The following is a 20228-nucleotide window of genomic DNA, read 5'->3' as shown; positions in this document are numbered from 1 at the left end:
TTTATTAATAAAAAACAAAAATAATGAGTATTATAATTAAAGTTCACGCAAGACAAATTCTTGATTCTAGAGGTAATCCTACTATTGAAGTTGATGTAGTAACTGAAAATGGAGTTTTAGGTAGAGCTGCTGTTCCATCTGGAGCATCAACTGGAGAGCACGAAGCTGTTGAATTACGTGATGGAGGTAAGGCTTACCTAGGTAAAGGTGTTTTGAATGCAGTGAACAATGTAAATACTGTTATTGCTGAAGAATTAGTTGGAACTTCTGTTTTCGAGCAAAACACAATTGACCAACTAATGATTGATTTGGATGGAACTCCAAACAAATCTAAATTAGGAGCTAATGCTATTTTAGGTGTTTCTTTAGCTGCTGCAAAAGCTGCTGCTAACGAACTTGGTTTGCCATTATACAGATATGTAGGTGGAGTTTCTGCTAATACATTACCAGTTCCGATGATGAACATCATCAATGGAGGTTCTCACTCTGATGCACCTATCGCATTCCAAGAGTTTATGATTTTCCCAGTAAAAGCAACTTCTTTTACACATGCAATGCAAATGGGAACTGAAATTTTCCACAACTTGAAAAAAGTATTACACGATAGAGGTTTAAGTACTGCTGTAGGTGATGAAGGAGGTTTTGCTCCAAACTTGGCTGGCGGAACTGAAGATGCTTTAGATACTATTAAATTAGCAGTTGAAAAAGCAGGATATTCTTTCGGAGACGAAATTATGATTGCTCTTGACTGTGCAGCTTCTGAATTTTACGTAAACGGAAAATATGATTATACTAAATTTGAAGGTGAAACTGGAAAAATCAGAACTTCTGAAGAGCAAGCTGATTATTTAGCTGAACTTGCTGCTAAATATCCAATTATCTCTATCGAAGACGGTATGTACGAAGATGACTGGGATGGATGGAAATATTTAACTGAAAAAATTGGAAATAAAGTACAATTAGTTGGTGATGATTTATTTGTTACTAACGTTGCTCGTTTGTCAACTGGTATTGAAAAAGGAATTGCTAACTCAATCTTAGTAAAAGTTAACCAAATTGGTACTTTAACTGAAACTATTGCGGCTGTAAACATGGCAAAAAATGCTGGTTATACATCTGTAATGTCTCACCGTTCTGGAGAAACTGAAGATAATACAATTGCAGATTTAGCTGTTGCTTTAAACTGTGGTCAAATTAAAACTGGTTCTGCTTCTCGTTCAGATCGTATGGCTAAATACAACCAATTATTGAGAATTGAAGAAGAATTAGGAAATACAGCTTATTTCCCTGGTTTAAATGCTTTTAAAATCAAATAATTGAACAAATTATATATTGGAAAAAACCATCTGTTTTTGCAGATGGTTTTTTTTTGGACTTTTAACAAATTCATAGCAGTATTCTTTTTTTAATTAGTCTTAAATTCATTAGATTTGATAAATTATTATTTAAAGAATTATTTCCAGTATATTATGTCAAAAATAGCTACATTAGAAATAGATGGTAAAAAGATTGAGCTTCCAGTAATTACAGGGAGCGAAAACGAATCAGCTATCGATATTAACAAATTACGTGATTTAACAGGTGTTATTACAATTGATCCAGGTTACAAAAACTCAGGATCTTGTACAAGTGAAATCACTTTCCTAGATGGAGAAGAGGGAATTTTACGTTACAGAGGATATTCAATCGAAGATTTAGCTGAAAAAGCTAGTTTCTTAGAAGTTTCTTATCTTTTGATTTTTGGAGAATTACCAACTGCTGCACAATTAGAAGAATTCGAAAATGGTATTAAAAAACATTCTTTGGTAAACGAAGAAATGAAAAATATCATTGATGGTTTCCCAAAAACGGCACACCCTATGGGAGTTTTGTCTGCTTTAACAAGTGCTTTAACAGCATTTAACCCTAAAGCAGTGAATGTTGATAATGAAAAAGAAATGTACGAGGCTATTTGTAAAACAATGGCAAAATTTCTTGTAATTGCTACATGGACTTATAGAAAATCTATGGGCTATCCTTTAAACTACTACGATAATACAAAAGGATACGTAGAAAGCTTTATGCAATTAATGTTTAAATTGCCTACAGGGCCTTACGCTGCAAACCCAGTAATTGTAAATGCTTTAGATAAATTATTTATTCTTCACGCAGATCACGAACAAAACTGTTCTACTTCTACAGTTAGAATGGTAGGTTCTTCTCATGCTGGTTTATTTGCTTCAGTTTCTGCAGGAGTTTCTGCTTTATGGGGACCTCTTCACGGTGGTGCAAACCAAGCTGTTTTAGAAATGCTTGAAGAAATTAATAAAGACGGTGGAGATACAGATAAATTCTTAGCGAAAGCAAAAGATAAAAATGACCCATTCCGTTTAATGGGATTCGGACACAGAGTTTACAAAAACTTTGATCCAAGAGCTAAAATCATTAAAAAAGCAGCAACAGAAGTATTAGAAACTTTAGGTGTTGAAGATCCAATTTTAGAGATTGCAAGAAAATTAGAAAAAGCAGCTCTTGAAGATGAATACTTCAAATCAAGAAATTTATATCCAAACGTTGATTTCTATTCTGGAATTATCTACAGAGCATTAGGAATCCCGACAGATATGTTTACTGTTATGTTTGCAATTGGAAGACTTCCAGGTTGGATTGCGCAATGGAAAGAAATGCGTGAAAACAAAGAACCAATTGGAAGACCAAGACAAATTTATACAGGACATCCTTTACGAGAGTTTAAGTCTAATAAATAAAAAAACGAAAGCTTCACTTACATGTGAAGCTTTTTTTATCTTTGCTCAAAATATAATAAAGTTATGTTGCAATTAAATGTAAAGAACGAAACGTCTCGGCTTCGTGCTGTAGTTCTGGGTTCTGCTGTTCATAATGGGCCGACTCCAACACTTGAGGAAGCTTATGATCCTAAGTCATTGGAACATATTAAAGCAGGAACTTATCCTGTAGAAAAAGATATGGTTGCTGAAATGGATGCTTTTAATGCTGTTTTTAAAAAGTACGATGTAACCGTTTATCGCCCAGAAATGATTGAAAATTACAATCAGATTTTTGCTAGAGATATAGGATTTGTAATTGATGATGTTTTTGTTAAATCTAATATTCTGCCAGATAGAGAGCGTGAATTAGATGCAATTCAATATGTAATTGATCAAATCGACCCAATAAAAGTGGTTCGTCCTCCAGAAGAAGTTCATATAGAAGGAGGAGATGTTATGCTTTGGAATGATCATATTTTCATCGGAACTTATAAAGGAAGCGATTATAAAGATTACATTACTGCAAGAACAAATATGCATGGCGTAAATTATATTAAATCGCTGTTTCCAAATAAGATTGTAAAAGAATTTGATTTAGTGAAATCTAAATTAGAAGCGAGAGATAATGCTTTGCATTTGGATTGTTGCTTTCAGCCTGTTGGGAAAGATAAAGGGATTATATATAAAAGAGGTTTCCGCGAAGAAGCAGATTATCTTTATTTGGTAAAACTTTTTGGAAAAGAAAATCTATTTCATATTGAAAGAAATGAAATGTATAATATGTTTTCAAACGTGTTTTCAATCGATGAAAATGTTGTAGTTTCTGAAAAGAATTTTACAAGATTAAACAATTGGCTTCGTGAAAAAGGTTTTAAAGTTGAAGAGATTCCATACGCTGAAATCGCAAAACAAGAAGGTTTGTTGAGATGTTCAACGCTTCCATTAATTAGAGATTAAATAATTGTTTCAAGTTTCAGGTTTCACGTTCTAGAAAAACTTGAAACCTGAAACTTGACACGAGGCTTTAGCCGAATTGGCGAAGCAAACAAAAAAACATAAAAAATGAAACAAACTACTAATGCTATCGTAATGATTCGTCCAGTTGCATTCAGAATGAATGAACAGACGGCAGTGAATAATTATTATCAAAAAGTATTAGACGGACTTTTACCAAGTACGGTTAATGCTAAAGCGCAACAAGAATTCGATACTTTTGTCGAAAAACTTAGAGCTGTAGGTGTTGACGTTACTGTAGTTGATGATAATTTGCAAACGGATACTCCAGATAGTATTTTTCCAAATAACTGGGTTTCGTTTCATGAAAATGGTGATGTAGCATTGTATCCAATGTTTGCTGAAAATCGTCGTCAAGAACGTCGCGAAGATATTTTGGATACTTTGGAAGAAAAAGGATTCGAAATTGCAAATATCATGGATTATACTTCTGCAGAAGAAGATGGGATTTTCTTAGAAGGAACGGGAAGTTTATTATTAGATAGAGCTAACGGAAAAGCATATTGCGCTTTATCACCAAGAGCTGACGAAGAATTGTTTATAGAATTCTGTGAAGATTTTGATTATGCTCCAGTTATTTTCGAAGCTTTTCAAACAGTTGATGGAGAACGAAAACTAATTTATCATACCAATGTAATGATGTGTTTAGGTGAAACTTTTGCTGTCATTTGCGCAGATTCTATCGACGACAAAAAAGAACGCAAAATGGTTTTAGATAATCTTAAACAAGATCAAAAAGAGGTTATTTTAATTACGGAAGCTCAAGTGAATAATTTTGCCGGAAATATGCTAGAAGTTAGAGGAAATGATGATAAACGATATATCGTTATGAGTGCATCGGCTCATCAAAGTTTAACCCCGAAACAAATTGCTCAATTAGAAAATCATGCTGAAATTTTAAGTTCAAGTTTAGATACAATTGAAGCTTGTGGCGGTGGAAGTGCAAGATGTATGATGGCTGAAGTTTTCTTGCCAAGAAGTTAAAATGAAAGATCTAATAAAAAAGAAAGGGATAAAATCACGTTACGATTTTATCCCTTTCTTTTTTATTATTGGTTGAACTAAAAATTTCCTTTAATAATATTTACAATTGCACTAACAATATATTGAATTCCAATTGAGATAACTATAAAACCAACAATCCTAGAGATTGCAACAATTCCTGAAGCACCTAATATTCTGGCTAAATAATGAGCGCTTTTTAGAATGGCAAAAATAGCTACTGCAATTGCAAGAATCGCTAACGAAGAAATTATGATTTCGTTTAATTCATGATGTTCTTGATAAAAAGCAATTAAAAGAGACATTGAACCAGGACCAGCAAGCATCGGAATTGCTAAAGGGGTTAATGCAATGTCATTTCTGTGTTGTGCTTCATTTTCAATTTTTTTATTGATTCCTCGCTTTTTATTAAATTTTCCCGAGAGTAAAGAGAAACCAGAATTCACAATTACTATTCCGCCGGCAATTCTTAAAGCATCGATGCTAATTCCGAAAAAGGTTAGCACATATTGACCAATGAAATAAGAAACTAATAATATTATAAAAACGTTAATTGCTGTCCAAAGAGAAATTCGAGATCTTTCTTTTTGAGAGTCATGTTGCGTTAATCCAACAAAAATTGGCACAGTTCCGATTGGATTTAGTACCGAGAATAAAGCGGCAAATAAGTAAATGAATAATTCCATGTTGTTTGGGTTGGTAAAGTAAATGTAGTTATTTTTTGATGTTTTGTATGAAATTATGTTAGAATAATATTTTTTAATTGCTATTGATTCTGAATCAAAGACATAAAATTAAATGGTTCTTTTTAATTACTTTTGCAGTCTAAATAAAAACGATGAAAAGTAAAAAAACACTAGTTATAGGAGCATCAACAAATTCAGACCGTTATTCATACAGAGCTGTAAATATGCTGGTAGGAAAAGGACATTCTGTTTTAGCAATTGGACAAAAAGCAGGAGAAGTTGCAGGTGTGAAAATTCAAACTAAGGCTATACCAGTTAAAAATATTGACACAATTACATTGTATCTAAATCCCGTTCGTCAAAGAGATTATTACAATTATATTATTGAAGCACATCCTAAACGTGTAATTTTTAATCCTGGAACTGAAAATCCAGAATTGTATCAATTATTGGAGTTAAATGATATTCAGGTTGAAGTAGCTTGTACATTAGTTTTGTTAACAACAAATCAATATTAAGAGCTTTAAAAAATGAGAATAGACTTCGGAAATCAGTATTGAAAAAGATGTTTTTTCTGGATAAAATTCCAGTATTTATAAGTATTGAATTTAATTGCTGTAATGCGAGCTAAACCATTAAAAGTATTACTTTTGTCGTCATGGAATTTTCATCAAAATTAATCGAAAAAGCTGTAAACGAAATGTCACAATTACCTGGTATTGGTAAGCGTACGGCACTTCGATTAGTTCTTCATCTGCTAAAGCAGCCTAAAGAACAAACTTCTTTTTTATCTCAGGCATTATTAAATATGCGTGAGGATATTAAATTTTGCGAAAGTTGCCATAATATTTCTGATACTAAAATCTGCGAAATTTGTGCAAATCATATCAGAAATCATGAGACGATATGCGTTGTAGAAGATATTCGAGATGTCATGGCGATTGAAAATACAGGTCAGTACAAAGGAATTTATCATGTACTTGGAGGAAAGATTTCGCCTATTGAAGGAGTTGGCCCCAATCAATTGAATATTTCAAGTTTAGTTGAGAAGGTAAAATCTGGAAAAGTGGCTGAAATTATTTTTGCTTTAAGTTCGACGATGGAAGGAGATACAACAAATTTTTATATCTATAAACAAATTGCAGATTCAGAAATTATAATTTCTACAATTGCTAGAGGAATCTCTGTAGGTGATGAACTAGAATATGCAGACGAAATAACATTAGGACGAAGTATTTTGCATAGAGTTCCTTTTGAAAAAACATTTAAAAATAATTAAACTAAACCCCAAATGACAAGTAGGTTTTTCGATAGATTAAAGGAAAAGCTATATTTGCGATAAAATTGAACCAATGACAAAAAAAAGCTTTTTTCTATTTTTCTTAATGTCAATATTATTTACATCGTGTATTCCAATTAAAGATTTGGTTTATCTTCAAGACAAAAATAATTCGGATGAGAAGACAACTATTGCTGCTGTGGAATCAAAACCATATCGATTACAGGTAAATGATGTTGTAAGAATTAACATAAAAGCAATTGACCCAAAATTTGTTTCTATTTTTAATACTACAGAAGATCAAAATGGACAAGCAGGTAGAAGCGAGGCTGCTTTATACTTCGATGGGTTTACTGTTGATGATCACGGAAATATTAGGATGCCGATTTTAGGTGAAATTAATGTTATAGGTTATACTCTTGAAGAGGTTCGTTTAAAAATAGAGAAAAAATTACATGAAGAATATTTTAAAAGCGAAGCGAATGTATTCTTAACAGTTAAGCTTGCTGGTTTTAGATATACAATCAATGGAGAGGTTGGAGATACTGGTACTAAAACTTTATTTAAAGATAATGTGACTATTTTAGAAGCCATTGCAAATGCAGGAGATATTACTACAGTTGGGAATAGAAAAGAAGTGACTGTAATTCGTCAGACTCCAACAGGAGTTCAGATGCATGATATTGATCTTACAGATGTAAATGTAATGAAATCACCATATTATTATTTACAGCCAAATGATTATATCTATGTTAAACCATTGAGACAAAAAACTTGGGGAACAGGACAAACGGGAATACAGTCGATCTCGACAATTATTACATTATTGTCTTTAGCAACAACAGTTTACCTCATTATTAAATAAAAAAGAGTTTAAAAATGTTAGATATTAAAGACTTTTCTATTTTTGAAAATCATTCCAATTTTGATTTTAAAGGTTTTTTGTTGAAAATTGCTAGTTATTGGAAATGGTTTCTTGCGAGTTTAATTATTGCCTTCACAATTGCTTATCAAGTAAACATTCGTAAAGAAAAAATTTATGGAATGCAAACTATGATTTCTGTAAAAGAAGAAAGTAATCCCTTTTTTACTTCTAATACGAGTTTGGTTTTTAACTGGGGGGGGATTTCCGATCAAGTAAACGGAATTTCTACAATTTTGCAATCCAGATCTCACAATGAGTTAGTTGTAGATAAACTTCAATTTTATATTGATTATCTGGAGCAGGGGAAATATAACTATGTAGATTCTTATGGAGCAGTTCCGTTTTATGTAGAGATTGATAAAACAAGAGGGCAGCTTGTTAATAAATTAATAAGTATAACGTTTCTGAGTGAAAATGAATACCAAATTCAAATTCCGTTTGAAAATAGTTCAGTTTCATTACTCAATTATAGTACTAATACTTACAGTAAGACTTCTGTGCAACCCGTTAGTTTTGTGAAAAAATACAAAGTTGGTGAACGAGTTGAGCTTCCTTTTTTAAATTGGAAACTTCAGATAAAAGATAATCCTGGGTTTTATAAGGGGAAAGAATATTTTGTTAAATTTAATGATTTTGATGGAACTGTATCTCGTTACAAAGGGATAGACGTTGATGGTGGTAAAAGTGGCGGTTCAATACTTACTTTGTCTATGCAGGGGACAAATAAAGCTAGAATGGTTGATTATTTGAATTCTACTGTAAAAATGCTTATCAAAATACAACTTGATGGTAAAAACCAATTTGCGACAAATACTATTCGATTTATTGACAGTACTCTTGTTGCTATGGAATCTCAGCTTAAACAGAATGGTAATGAATTAAAATCTTTTCAAAAAGATAAAAATATTTTTGAAATTGAAGATGGTGGAGCTAAGGTTTCTGATAAGATAACGAGTTTTGATGTTGAGAAAGACCAAATAAGCAGAAAGATCGCATATTATAATTCATTAAAAACATATTTAAATGGGAGTGTTGATTACTCAAGATTACCAGCTCCTTCGGTTGCAGGAATTGAAGATCCAAATATTATTACCAATGTTTCAAAACTTATAGCGCTTTCTACTCAAAGATCTGAGATGGCCTATGCTGTTAAGAGTGAAAAAATATTTAAAGATTTTGATAATCAAATGGCAGCAATAAAAAATGTTCTTCAGGAAAACATTGTTACTGCAAAAGCATCTTTGCTATATGATTTGTCTTTAGTAAATGCAAAAATTGGTGAGGCAGAAAGTACAGTAAAAAGACTTCCTGCTGAGCAACAGGAGTTGCTTAAAATCAAAAGGAAATATGATTTAAATGACAACATTTATACTGAGTTTCTTAAAAAAAGAAATGAAGCGGAAATTGTAAAAGCTTCTAATTTGTCAGATATTCATTTTATAGATCCTGCAAAAGATATAGGTGGAGGATTAGTTGGACCTAAAACTTCTGTAAATTATATATTAGCCCTCTTTTTAGGGATTTTAATTCCTCTACTGTTTGTATTTGCAATTTTCTTTGTCAATAATTCGATTCAAAATGCAGAAGATATTAGTAAGATAACACAAATACCATTACTTGGTGTTATTGGAGTGAATAAGGATTCTATAAATTTAGCTGTTTTTGATAAGCCCAAATCTGCTCTTTCTGAGGCTTTCAGGGGAATACGATCTTCACTTCAGTTTTTATATAAAAAACAGCAAGTAAACGGGGCAAAAACTTTAATGATTACTTCTTCAATTAGTGGTGAAGGAAAAACATTTTGCTCTATCAATATAGCAACAGTTTTTGCTTTAAGCGAAAAGAAAACGGTAATTGTTGGTTTGGATTTAAGAAAGCCCAGATTAGCAGATGAGTTTAAATTAACTACACCTCTTGGAGTTGTTAATTATCTAATTAGACAAAACAGTTTGGAAGAAATTACCAATTCAACTCCTATTCCAAATCTTGATGTAATACTTTCAGGGCCAATTCCTCCTAATCCTTCAGAGCTTATTTTAAGTGATGCTATGAAAGAATTAATTGATGAATTAAAATTGAAATATGATTATATAATTCTTGATACGCCACCAGTTGGTTTAGTCGCAGATTCGTTAGAATTAGTGCAGTTTGCAGATGTTATCTTGTATATTGTTAGACAAAATTATACGAAGAAAGACATGATAACGTTGTTAAACACAAGGCTTAAACGTGGTGAATTAAGTAATGTTAGTATTGTGTTGAATGGCTATGAGAATAAAGCAAAATACGGAGCGGCTTATGGTTACGGATATGGTTACGGAGCTTACTCAAATGGTTATCATGAAGAGGAACCAAAAATAGGATTCTGGAAAACACTTTTAAATCGATTTAGAAAAAGCTAAATTTTGATAGATGGAAAATAAAACGAAAAATACAATTTTAATTACGGGAGGAGCTGGATTTATCGGTTCAAATCTGACGGAGTATTTTTTAGATTTAGGATATAAAGTAGTTTGTTTAGATAACTTCTCGACAGGGCATCGTCATAATTTAAAAGATTTTTTAAATAATCCTGATTTTAAATTAATTGAAGGAGATATTCGAAATTTAAACGATTGTAATTTGGCAGTCGAAGGTGCAGACTATGTTTTGCATCAAGCAGCTTTGGGTTCTGTTCCTCGATCAATAAAAGATCCAATTACTACAAACGATGTGAATGTTTCTGGGTTTTTAAATATGCTGACTGCAGCACGCGATGCAAAAGTAAAGAGATTTGTTTATGCTGCAAGTTCTTCAACTTATGGAGATTCGCAAGGATTACCAAAAGTAGAAGATGTTATTGGGAAACCATTATCGCCATATGCAATTACTAAATATGTAAATGAATTGTATGCTGAAATTTTTAGTAAAACATACGGATTGGAAACAATAGGTCTTCGTTATTTTAATGTTTTTGGAAGAAAACAAGATCCTAATGGAGCTTACGCCGCTGTTATTCCAAAGTTTGTAAAGCAATTTATGAATCACGAAAGCCCAGTAATTAATGGAGATGGAAATTATTCTCGTGACTTTACATATATCAACAATGTTATTCAGATGAATGAACTGGCTATGACTTCTCAGAACCCAGAAGCAATTAATTCTGTTTATAATACTGCTTATGGTGATAGAAATACACTAAATGATTTGGTAAAGTATTTAAAAGAATATTTGTCTGAGTTTGATCCAAAAATAAAAGACGTTTCAGTTATTTATGGAGAAAACAGAGCAGGCGATATTCCTCATTCGCTGGCAAGTATTGAGAAAGCAAAAAACATGTTAGGATATAATCCAAAATATTCTTTACAAGAAGGATTGAAAGAAGCAGTTGGATGGTATTGGAATAATTTAAAATAAATAGATCAAGATAAAATAGATCAAATGAAAATTACAAAAATTTGCTGCATTGGTGCAGGATATGTTGGTGGGCCAACTATGGCGGTTATTGCTCAAAAATGTCCACATATTCAGGTTACAGTTGTTGATTTAAATGAACAAAGAATAGCGGATTGGAACGATCCGAATCCTGAAAACATTCCGATTTATGAACCAGGTCTTTCTGAAATTGTAGCAGAAGCAAGAGGTAGAAATTTATTTTTTTCTACAGATGTTGATAAGGCAATAGATGAAGCTCAAATGATATTTATTTCAGTAAACACTCCTACTAAAACTTACGGTAAGGGTAAAGGAATGGCGGCTGACTTAAAATATATTGAACTATGTGCAAGACAAATAGCAAGAGTAGCAAAACAAAATAAAATTGTAGTTGAAAAATCAACTCTACCAGTTCGTACAGCAGAGGCAATTAAGAGCATATTGGATAACACTGGAAACGGTGTTCAATTTCAAATTCTATCTAATCCAGAGTTTTTGGCAGAGGGAACTGCGGTAACTGATCTGTTAAATCCAGATCGTATTTTAATTGGGGGAGACACAACTGAAGAAGGCGAGGAAGCAATTAATGCATTGGTTGATGTTTATTCAAATTGGGTAAGTAGAGATAGAATTTTGACAACAAATGTTTGGTCTTCAGAATTGTCTAAACTTACAGCAAATGCATTTTTAGCACAACGTATATCTTCAATAAATGCAATGTCAGAACTTTGTGAAAAAACTGGTGCAGATGTAAATGAAGTTGCGAGAGCTATTGGTATGGACAGCAGAATAGGACCAAAATTTTTAAAAGCTTCTGTAGGATTTGGAGGTTCTTGTTTTCAAAAAGACATTCTAAATCTAGTTTATATTGCAAAATCATACGGATTAAATGAAGTTGCAGATTATTGGGAACAAGTAATTATTATGAACGATCATCAAAAAAGAAGGTTCTCAAATAAAATTGTTCAGACATTATATAATACAGTAGCTGATAAGAAAATTACATTTTTGGGTTGGGCTTTCAAAAAAGATACAAACGACACAAGAGAATCTGCTGCAATTTATGTTGCTGATGACTTAATAAATGAACAGGCTAAAATCTCAGTCTTTGATCCGAAAGTTTCTAAAAATAAAATGTTGAACGACTTAGATTATTTGGAAACAAGAATAAGCCAGGAAAATATTGATGCTCTGAGTGTGTTTGAAAATGCTTATGAAGCTTGTAAAGGAGCACATGCTATTGCGATCTTAACGGAGTGGGATGAATTTACAACTTATGATTGGAAAAAGATTTACGATTCAATGCATAAACCAGCTTTTGTTTTTGATGGAAGAAATATTTTGAATGCTAAACAATTAGAATCAATTGGTTTCGTTTATAATGGTATTGGCTCATAAATTGGTTTTGTAGTTTGTAAGAGATATGAAGTGATACAAATTTTGCTTCATTCATAAAGAAAAAAAAATGAATTGGTACGTAGTTTATACAAAACCTAAATGGGAAAAGAAAGTTGCGGATAAGCTTAATCAGCTGGGAATCGAATGCTATTGTCCTTTAATTACTCAGGTTAAACAATGGTCGGATCGAAAAAAGAAAGTTGAGGCGCCTCTTTTTAATTCTTATGTTTTTGTGCAATTACCCGATTCAGAGCGGAATTTAGTATTTCAAGTTGCTGGTGTTGTTAGATATTTGTTTTGGCTTGGAAAACCAGCAATTGTAAAGGATCAAGAAATTGAAATTATAAAAAAAAGTCTAAAAGCAACAAATATTAGCGATATATCAGTTTCGGCGTTTCAAGTCGGTGATAAAATCAAATTAGAGTCGGGAGCATTCAGTAATCAAAATGCAATTGTACAAGAGGTGTCTAATAATTATTATGTCCTAGTCTTAGAAGCATTAGGATGTGTATTGAAGATAAAATATAAATGATTTTAAAAATCAGATGATAACAGAAGAAAAAGTCCTTTTGGGATTTTTTTCTTCTGTTTTTTTTATTATGTATTTATTTACAGTCTGATTAATAGATTGTTGTAAATATTTGTTTTTGCATTGTAAGTTGTTTTGCTAGTATTACGTAAAACCGTATTGAATAACTAGACTTATTATGCTATATTTGCCGAAAATGATTAATTTAGGTATCTGAGTCAGAATTTTGTGACTGAGAACGGCGAAGCCATGAGTTTAAGTGACCAGAATAAATTAAAAAAATATGAAGTTGGAAAATAATGTAAGAATTGCAGTTATAGGCTTAGGTTATGTAGGATTGCCTCTAGCGCGATTATTTGCTACCAAATATTCAGTTATTGGCTTTGATATAAACGAGTCAAGAGTTAGTTCCTTACAATCTGGAACCGATAGCACTTTAGAAGTCGAAGACGATGTTTTGCAGAAAGTTTTAGTAAAAAGCTTAAATGAAGAAAAAGGTTTGTACTGTACTACATCAATAAATGATATTAAAGAATGTAATTATTATATAGTTACTGTTCCTACTCCTGTAGACAAAAATAATAGACCAGATTTAACCCCTTTGTATAAATCGAGTGAAACGGTCGGGAAAGTTTTGAAAAAAGGAGATATTGTTATTTATGAATCAACTGTTTATCCAGGAGTAACAGAAGAGCAATGTGTGCCCGTTTTAGAAAAAGTTTCAGGTTTAAAATTTAACGAAGACTTTTTCGCAGGATATTCTCCTGAAAGAATCAATCCTGGGGATAAAGAACATACAGTTGAAAAAATTTTAAAAGTTACTTCAGGTTCAACTCCAGAAATAGGTTTAAAAGTTGATGCTCTATACAAATCTGTAATTACAGCAGGAACACATCTTGCGCCTACCATAAAAGTTGCAGAAGCTGCGAAAGTTATTGAAAATTCTCAGCGAGATATTAATATTGCTTTTGTTAATGAATTGGCCAAAATATTTAATTTAATGAATATTGATACCCAAGAAGTATTAACGGCAGCAGCTACTAAATGGAATTTTTTGCCTTTTAAGCCAGGTCTGGTCGGAGGGCATTGTATAGGAGTTGATCCTTACTATTTAGCGCAAAGAGCACAAGAATTTGGATATCATCCTGAAATAATTTTAGCAGGAAGACGTTTAAACGATAGCATGGGAGAATATGTCGCTTCTCAAATAGTGAAGCTGATGATAAAAAAAGAAATTTCAGTTAATGGTGCAAATCTGTTAATGTTTGGAATTACTTTTAAAGAAAATTGTCCAGATGTTCGCAATACTAAAATTGTTGATGTAATAAAAGCTTTAAAAGATTACGGAATAACAGTTACTGTTTTTGATCCGCTTGCTAATATTGAGGAAGTAGAGAGAGAATATAAACTAGAAACTGTAAATATTTTGCCTAAAGAAAAATTTGATGCATTGGTATTAGGAGTAGCTCACTCAGAATTTCTTGAAATTGATTTTTCAAATTTGCAAAAAGATAAAAGTTTAATTTATGATGTAAAAGGAGTTTTAGGATCTTTAGCTGATAATAGGCTTTAAGCTTTAGAATTTCTTTTTTTATTTAAAAACATATGAGTTCAAATAAATCCGTTACACATGTAATTCTTACTGGAGGAGTTGGAAGTAGACTATGGCCTCTTTCGCGCAAAAGTCGACCAAAACAATACCTTGAAATATTTGATGGAAAATCTTTATTTGAAATGACTGTTGAAAGAAATAGTCATCTAGCAAATAAAGTGATGGTTGTTGGAAATGTTGATAATTTTCAACTGAGTGGCAAAGTAATGGATAAAACGAGTACTTCTTATATAAATATTGTTGAAGCTACTCCTAGAAATACAGCTGCGGCAATAGCATTTGCAGCATTTGCTTCAGAACCAAATGATATTTTAATTATAACTCCTTCTGATCATATTATAGATTTAATGGAGAATTATAATGAGGCAATAAATGAAGCAGTCACAAAAGCTGACGAGGGATTTATTGTGACTTTTGGTGTAATTCCAACCAAGCCAGAAACAGGTTATGGTTATATAGAAGCCAAAGGAGATAATGTCGTTTCATTTCGTGAAAAGCCAAACGAAACGACTGCAAAGGAGTTTATTGCAAAAGGTAATTTTCTATGGAATAGTGGTATGTTTTGTTTTAAAGCAAGTGTTCTTTTGGAAGAATTAAAACAATTTCAGCCAGATGTTTATAAAAAATCAAAACAGGTATGGGAAGCAAGTAAAGATGGTTTCTTAGATTTGGATTTATCTATGGAAATTCCATCAATTAGTATAGATTACGCCGTAATGGAAAGAAGTAAAAAAATTAAAGTTGTACCAGCTTCTTTTTCTTGGTCAGATTTAGGATCGTTTGAATCTGTTTATGACTATTTAATATCTAAAGGACATCCAATTGATAATAAAGGAAATATGGTTATTGGGTGTGATAAACATACAACCTTTCTTGGTTTAGAAAACACAATTTTTGTCTATACAGATACTGCTAACTTGATTTTGCAAAAAGAAAGTTCACAAGACGTAAAAGATATTTATAGCGAATTAGAAAAGCAGAATTCCGAATTATTGAAGTAATTAGAAAAATAAAATGAAAAAGATTCTTATAACTGGTGGAGCTGGTTTTATTGGTTCTCATGTAGTGAGGCGTTTTGTTAATAAATACCCTGAGTATCAGATTTTCAATTTGGATGCCTTGACTTATGCTGGAAATCTTGAGAATATAAAAGATATAGAAGATAAATCTAATTATAGCTTTATTAAAGGAGACATTGTTGATGAACAATTTATTAATGAACTTTTTCAAAAACATAATTTTGATGGTGTCCTGCATTTAGCAGCAGAATCTCATGTTGACCGTTCGATCGAAGACCCTTTGGCATTTGTAAAAACAAATGTAATTGGTACCATGAATTTGTTAAATGCGACAAAAAAACAGTGGAAAAATAATTTTGATGGAAAAAGATTCTATCACATTAGTACAGATGAAGTGTATGGAACTTTAGGGGCCGAAGGATTATTTACAGAAACAACGGCGTATTATCCTAATTCACCTTATTCAGCTTCAAAAGCTAGTTCAGATCATTTTGTTAGAGCTTATGGTGAAACTTATGGTTTGCCTTATGTTTTAACAAATTGTTCTAATAATTATGGATCTTATCATTTTCCCGAAAAATTAATTCCTCTATTTATAAATAATATAATTAATAATAAGCCATTACCAGTATATGGAGATGGAAATTATACTCGTGATTGGCTATTTGTTGAAGATCATGCCATTGCAATAGATTTAGTTTTTCATGAAGGTAAAAATCATGAGACTTATAACATTGGCGGGTTTAATGAATGGAAAAATATTGATTTGGTGAAATTATTATGCCAGATTATGGATCAAAAGTTGGGAAGATCAGAAGGAACTTCTCTACAATTGATAAGATTTGTAAAAGATAGACCAGGGCATGATTTAAGATACGCAATAGACGCCTCTAAAATTAATAAAGAGTTAGGTTGGAAACCAACCGTAACTTTTGAAGAGGGCTTGGAAAGAACAATTAATTGGTATTTAAATAATGAGGAATGGTTGCAGAATGTTACATCTGGTGCTTATAAAGATTACTATAAGAAACAATATTCATAATACTATATATTACTTTAAATTGAACTTAATGTTTTTAAGATTAAATTAACATGAAAAAACTAATATACGTTTTTACTCTATTTTCTATTTTTTTACTTTCTTCTAACGCAATTGCTCAAGATATACTAAAATCTAAAGACTTGAGTACTGTTAAAGTTGATTATTTGTCAGACGATCAATTATCCAAAATTAGTGCACAGCTTAAAAGTAATAATACCACAATTGAGCAAGTAGAGCAGGCATTACTATCGAAAGGAATGAGCCAGACAGAATATAATAAATTAAAAGCTCGCCTTAATGACGTGAAACCTGTTGGGAATGATGCAAAATCAAATAACCCTCAGATGAATACACAGGATTATGGGAAAGTGCAGGATAAGTTTAGCAATGAAAAAGTAAAAGATTCTGCTAATGCTTTGATTTTTGGATCTGAATTATTTGATAACCCAAATTTGAATTTTGAGTCTGACTTAAAATTGGCAACTCCTGTAAACTATGTTTTAGGACCTGGGGATGAGTTGCAAATTAGTATTTATGGTGTTCAAGAGTTTAATGCTAGTTCTCCAGTTTCCTCTGAGGGGAGAATTTCAATTCAGTATGTAGGACAAATAACGGTTGCTGGAATGTCTATTGAAGCAGCTACTCAAAAAATAAAAGCAGCGATTTCCAAAGTTTATAGTACAGTGCGTTCGGGACAATCTCAAGTTAGTGTTGTTTTAAATCAGATAAGAACAATCAAAATAACAATTGTTGGCGGTAAGCAACCAGGTAATTATTCTATTTCTTCTCTAGCAACTGTTTACAATGCTTTACATTTAGCAGGAGGACCTGGAAAAAATGGTTCTTATAGAAATATTGAGTTAATTCGAAATAATAAGGTTTACAAAAATGTAGATATTTATAGATTTTTAGTAAAAGGAGATCAGTCTGATAATGTTGGTTTAAAAGAAAATGATGTAATTCGAATTCCAGCATACAGCAATCGAGTTACTCTTGAGGGAGAAGTAAAGCGTCCTGGCATTTTTGAGATGAAAAAAGGAGAGAACTTCTCCGATTTATTAAATTTTGCTTCGGGTTTTAATGAATTTGCCTACACAGCTTCTGTAAGTGTTGTACAAAAGACAGCTAAAGAATTTAAAGTTCACGACATAAATGAAAGTGAATATAACTCATATCTTCCTCAGTCGGGAGATGTTTTTAGGATCACAAAGATTTTGAATCGTTTCGAGAATCGAATTAAAATCGAAGGAGCTGTTTTCAGACCAGATTATTATTCATTTACTCAGGGAATGCGTGTATCTGATCTTATAACTAGAGCAGAGGGACTTAAAGAAGATGCGTATGGTAAAAGAGCAAGAATAGTTCGTCTAAAAACTGATTTAACTACAGAAATTGTTAATGTAGATTTAGATAGTGCATTGTCAGGGGATCTAAATGCGGATCTCGAGTTAAAAAGAGAAGATATTGTTACCATATACTCGATTCTAGATTTTAGAGAAGAATATAAAGTTACTATTGATGGAGAGGTAAAAAATCCTGGAGAATATGAATTTTTAGAGAATTTAACTCTAAACGACTTAATTGTGCAAGTTGGTGGTTTAACTGGTTCAGCATCTAAAAGAGTTGAAATTGCTAGAATGATAAAATCTGACTTTATAGATGATTCCGATCCAAAGCGTGTTGAATTAGTTCAATTTGAAATTACCGCAGATAATAATGAGCAAGCTAAGAATTTTGTTTTAAAACCTTTCGATGTAGTTAATATTCGAAGAATAGCAGTTTATGAAAAACCTCAAATGGTGGTTATAAAGGGTGCTGTCGCATATCCAGGAAAATATGTTTTAGCAAATAAAAAAGAAACGGTTTATAATGTTGTGATGAGAGCTGGTGGATTGACATCTGTAGCAAATATTGAAGGAATGAAAATAAAACGTCCTATTAAACAAGATGAGATTGATAAAATTAAGAGTGTTGATTTAAATTTAGCAAATAATGACACATTGAATGAAAAAGTCGTTCAAAAATTAGAGGAAGAATTGAAATACGCTACAATTCCTGTTGATTGGGAAAAAATCATGAAAGACAAAAGACATTATTCAAATGTAACCCTTTTTCCTGGTGATGAAATTGAGGTAGCGGTATACAATGAAGGGGTAAAGGTTACAGGTAATGTTTTGTTAACCTCTGAAATTCCTTACAGAAGTGGAAAAGGGTTTAAATACTATATAAATTCAGTAGGAGGAGTTGATAATAAGGGATGGAAGAAAAAAGCATATATTATATACCCTAATGGTAAAGCAGATGTAACTAAATCATTTTTATTTTTTAGAACTTATCCAAAAGTTTATCCAGATTCACAGATTGTTGTTCCTGAAAAGCCTGAAACCCATAAAATGAGTACAGGTGAATGGGTAACTATTGGAAGTTTATTAACAAGTTTGTCATTAGTAATTTTAACCGCTTTTAAATAAAATATTGATGAATAAAATTGCTAAAGAATCTGAGGAAATTTCAATGAAAGAAATATTTGAGCAGGGAAAAGAGTGGTGTTATTATTTAATTTCAAAATGGAAAACTCTTCTAATAGTTGGAGTTTTGGGGGCAATTCTAGGATTAACTTATTCAATAATAAAAAAACCAATATATACTGCTGAATTATCTTTTGCTTTAGAAGATGACCAGAATGGGGGTGGAATAGGTGGTGCATTGGGTATCGCAAGTACTTTGGGGCTTAATCTAGATAATGGCGGAGGAGGAATGTTCTCAGGAGCCAATTTGACTGAATTATTCAAGTCTCGTTCAATGGTCGAAAAGACACTGCTTTACCCTGTTAATATTGATGGAAAGGTTATTACATTAGCAGAAATGTATATAAAAAATAAAGATTGGAGAAAAAAGTGGGAAGACTATCCTAAATTGAAAAATCTTCAGTTTTTTCCAAATTCAAATAGAGAAAAATTTACAAGAGCTCAAGATAGTATACTAGGTGTTATCTACAAGAACATTAGTGAAACAGACTTAACAGTGGGACAAAAAGATAAGCAAGCAGCAATAATAAAAGTTGCATTCATTTCCACAGATGAATTATTTGCAAAATATTTTTGCGAGACTTTGGCATTTCAAGTAAAAGATTTTTATATAGAAACTAAAAGTAAAAAAGCTAGAATCAATATGGCAATTCTAGAACGTCAAACAGATTCGATACGCAATGAACTTAATGGTGCAATAACAGGAGTTGCTGTTGCTAGTGACAATACATTTAATCTAAATCCAGCTTTAAATGTTCGAAGAGCGCCTTCTGCACGTAGACAAGTTGATGTGCAATCGAATACAGCAATATTGGCAGAGTTGGTAAAACAAACAGAATTGGCAAAAATTACTTTAAGAAAGGATATGCCGTTAATTCAGGTAATCGACAAACCAATTTTACCATTGCAAAAGAAAGAAATTGGAAAAATTAAAGGAATTATTTTAGGCGGGTTTCTCTTTGGTTTTTTCGCTGTTGCATTTTTAATTTTGAAAAAAATAATTACTTAGTAT

17 protein-coding genes are annotated in these 20228 nt (G+C 31.9%); 16 read left to right on the top strand and 1 reads right to left on the bottom strand.

Annotated features, from left to right (window positions below; translation table 11 throughout):
- Positions 1 to 23: 23 nt before the first annotated feature.
- The 4 genes from eno (at position 24) to ctlX (ending at position 4766) form a co-directional block, all read left to right on the top strand.
- The gene (eno, locus tag V6624_RS01830; RefSeq protein ID WP_111285053.1) at positions 24 to 1316 is read left to right on the top strand and encodes a phosphopyruvate hydratase; all 1293 of its coding nucleotides are present in this window, start codon (positions 24 to 26) and stop codon (positions 1314 to 1316) included.
- Between the two features lie 153 nt (positions 1317 to 1469).
- Positions 1470 to 2747 carry a citrate synthase gene (locus V6624_RS01825; RefSeq protein WP_111285054.1) on the top strand — a complete coding sequence of 426 codons (1278 nt, stop codon included), beginning with the start codon at positions 1470 to 1472 and terminating at the stop codon, positions 2745 to 2747.
- Positions 2748 to 2810: 63 nt separating this feature from the next.
- Positions 2811 to 3725, top strand: a complete 915-nt coding sequence (locus tag V6624_RS01820) for a dimethylarginine dimethylaminohydrolase family protein (RefSeq protein WP_111285055.1) — start codon at positions 2811 to 2813, stop codon at positions 3723 to 3725.
- Positions 3726 to 3830: 105 nt separating this feature from the next.
- On the top strand, positions 3831 to 4766 hold the full coding sequence (gene ctlX / locus V6624_RS01815; protein WP_111285056.1) for a citrulline utilization hydrolase CtlX: 936 nt from the start codon (positions 3831 to 3833) through the stop codon (positions 4764 to 4766).
- 77 nt (positions 4767 to 4843) lie between these two features.
- On the opposite strand, the gene V6624_RS01810 is transcribed toward ctlX, so the two are convergent.
- Positions 4844 to 5470 carry a MarC family NAAT transporter gene (locus V6624_RS01810; RefSeq protein WP_111285057.1) on the bottom strand — a complete coding sequence of 209 codons (627 nt, stop codon included), beginning with the start codon at positions 5468 to 5470 and terminating at the stop codon, positions 4844 to 4846.
- A gap of 152 nt (positions 5471 to 5622) precedes the next feature.
- Between V6624_RS01810 and V6624_RS01805 the strand changes: the two genes are divergently transcribed.
- The 12 genes from V6624_RS01805 (at position 5623) to V6624_RS01750 (ending at position 20225) form a co-directional block, all read left to right on the top strand.
- Complete coding sequence (locus tag V6624_RS01805; RefSeq protein WP_111285058.1) at positions 5623 to 5988, top strand: CoA-binding protein; 366 nt, start codon at positions 5623 to 5625, stop codon at positions 5986 to 5988.
- Between the two features lie 140 nt (positions 5989 to 6128).
- Positions 6129 to 6749, top strand: a complete 621-nt coding sequence (gene recR, locus V6624_RS01800; protein WP_111285059.1) for a recombination mediator RecR — start codon at positions 6129 to 6131, stop codon at positions 6747 to 6749.
- A gap of 73 nt (positions 6750 to 6822) precedes the next feature.
- On the top strand, positions 6823 to 7614 hold the full coding sequence (locus V6624_RS01795) for a polysaccharide biosynthesis/export family protein (protein WP_111285060.1): 792 nt from the start codon (positions 6823 to 6825) through the stop codon (positions 7612 to 7614).
- Positions 7615 to 7628: 14 nt separating this feature from the next.
- A complete protein-coding gene (locus tag V6624_RS01790; RefSeq protein WP_338840693.1) occupies positions 7629 to 10076 on the top strand; it encodes a polysaccharide biosynthesis tyrosine autokinase in 2448 nt (815 codons plus the stop codon).
- 10 nt (positions 10077 to 10086) lie between these two features.
- Entirely contained in the window at positions 10087 to 11070 is a 984-nt protein-coding gene (locus V6624_RS01785; RefSeq protein WP_111285062.1) for an SDR family oxidoreductase, read from the top strand.
- 24 nt (positions 11071 to 11094) lie between these two features.
- A complete protein-coding gene (locus tag V6624_RS01780; protein ID WP_111285063.1) occupies positions 11095 to 12486 on the top strand; it encodes a UDP-glucose 6-dehydrogenase in 1392 nt (463 codons plus the stop codon).
- A gap of 67 nt (positions 12487 to 12553) precedes the next feature.
- Positions 12554 to 13018 (top strand): UpxY family transcription antiterminator, encoded by a 465-nt coding sequence (locus V6624_RS01775; protein WP_111285064.1) that lies wholly within the window; start codon positions 12554 to 12556, stop codon positions 13016 to 13018.
- 280 nt (positions 13019 to 13298) lie between these two features.
- Positions 13299 to 14588: a nucleotide sugar dehydrogenase gene (locus V6624_RS01770; RefSeq protein WP_111285065.1), complete on the top strand. Its 1290-nt coding sequence runs from the start codon at positions 13299 to 13301 to the stop codon at positions 14586 to 14588.
- Between the two features lie 32 nt (positions 14589 to 14620).
- A complete protein-coding gene (locus V6624_RS01765) occupies positions 14621 to 15628 on the top strand; it encodes a mannose-1-phosphate guanylyltransferase (protein ID WP_111285066.1) in 1008 nt (335 codons plus the stop codon).
- Between the two features lie 13 nt (positions 15629 to 15641).
- On the top strand, positions 15642 to 16688 hold the full coding sequence (gene rfbB, locus V6624_RS01760; RefSeq protein WP_111285067.1) for a dTDP-glucose 4,6-dehydratase: 1047 nt from the start codon (positions 15642 to 15644) through the stop codon (positions 16686 to 16688).
- 50 nt (positions 16689 to 16738) lie between these two features.
- Positions 16739 to 19159 carry an SLBB domain-containing protein gene (locus V6624_RS01755; RefSeq protein ID WP_111285068.1) on the top strand — a complete coding sequence of 807 codons (2421 nt, stop codon included), beginning with the start codon at positions 16739 to 16741 and terminating at the stop codon, positions 19157 to 19159.
- 7 nt (positions 19160 to 19166) lie between these two features.
- Positions 19167 to 20225 carry a Wzz/FepE/Etk N-terminal domain-containing protein gene (locus tag V6624_RS01750; protein WP_111285069.1) on the top strand — a complete coding sequence of 353 codons (1059 nt, stop codon included), beginning with the start codon at positions 19167 to 19169 and terminating at the stop codon, positions 20223 to 20225.
- Positions 20226 to 20228 lie beyond the last annotated feature (3 nt).

This window comes from Flavobacterium ginsenosidimutans, assembly GCF_037478105.1.
GTDB lineage: Bacteria > Bacteroidota > Bacteroidia > Flavobacteriales > Flavobacteriaceae > Flavobacterium > Flavobacterium ginsenosidimutans.
Note: the sequence above shows the minus strand (reverse complement) of the source record. Positions and strands in the feature narration are given on the sequence as shown.

What these genes read in the sequence shown, in the direction of transcription:
- eno (WP_111285053.1), top strand. Translation starts at nt 24, where the DNA reads ATGAGTATTATAATTAAAGTTCACGCAAGACAAATTCTTGATTCTAGA.
- V6624_RS01825 (WP_111285054.1), top strand. Translation starts at nt 1,470, where the DNA reads ATGTCAAAAATAGCTACATTAGAAATAGATGGTAAAAAGATTGAGCTT.
- V6624_RS01820 (WP_111285055.1), top strand. Translation starts at nt 2,811, where the DNA reads ATGTTGCAATTAAATGTAAAGAACGAAACGTCTCGGCTTCGTGCTGTA.
- ctlX (WP_111285056.1), top strand. Translation starts at nt 3,831, where the DNA reads ATGAAACAAACTACTAATGCTATCGTAATGATTCGTCCAGTTGCATTC.
- V6624_RS01810 (WP_111285057.1), bottom strand. Translation starts at nt 5,470, where the DNA reads ATGGAATTATTCATTTACTTATTTGCCGCTTTATTCTCGGTACTAAAT.
- V6624_RS01805 (WP_111285058.1), top strand. Translation starts at nt 5,623, where the DNA reads ATGAAAAGTAAAAAAACACTAGTTATAGGAGCATCAACAAATTCAGAC.
- recR (WP_111285059.1), top strand. Translation starts at nt 6,129, where the DNA reads ATGGAATTTTCATCAAAATTAATCGAAAAAGCTGTAAACGAAATGTCA.
- V6624_RS01795 (WP_111285060.1), top strand. Translation starts at nt 6,823, where the DNA reads ATGACAAAAAAAAGCTTTTTTCTATTTTTCTTAATGTCAATATTATTT.
- V6624_RS01790 (WP_338840693.1), top strand. Translation starts at nt 7,629, where the DNA reads ATGTTAGATATTAAAGACTTTTCTATTTTTGAAAATCATTCCAATTTT.
- V6624_RS01785 (WP_111285062.1), top strand. Translation starts at nt 10,087, where the DNA reads ATGGAAAATAAAACGAAAAATACAATTTTAATTACGGGAGGAGCTGGA.
- V6624_RS01780 (WP_111285063.1), top strand. Translation starts at nt 11,095, where the DNA reads ATGAAAATTACAAAAATTTGCTGCATTGGTGCAGGATATGTTGGTGGG.
- V6624_RS01775 (WP_111285064.1), top strand. Translation starts at nt 12,554, where the DNA reads ATGAATTGGTACGTAGTTTATACAAAACCTAAATGGGAAAAGAAAGTT.
- V6624_RS01770 (WP_111285065.1), top strand. Translation starts at nt 13,299, where the DNA reads ATGAAGTTGGAAAATAATGTAAGAATTGCAGTTATAGGCTTAGGTTAT.
- V6624_RS01765 (WP_111285066.1), top strand. Translation starts at nt 14,621, where the DNA reads ATGAGTTCAAATAAATCCGTTACACATGTAATTCTTACTGGAGGAGTT.
- rfbB (WP_111285067.1), top strand. Translation starts at nt 15,642, where the DNA reads ATGAAAAAGATTCTTATAACTGGTGGAGCTGGTTTTATTGGTTCTCAT.
- V6624_RS01755 (WP_111285068.1), top strand. Translation starts at nt 16,739, where the DNA reads ATGAAAAAACTAATATACGTTTTTACTCTATTTTCTATTTTTTTACTT.
- V6624_RS01750 (WP_111285069.1), top strand. Translation starts at nt 19,167, where the DNA reads ATGAATAAAATTGCTAAAGAATCTGAGGAAATTTCAATGAAAGAAATA.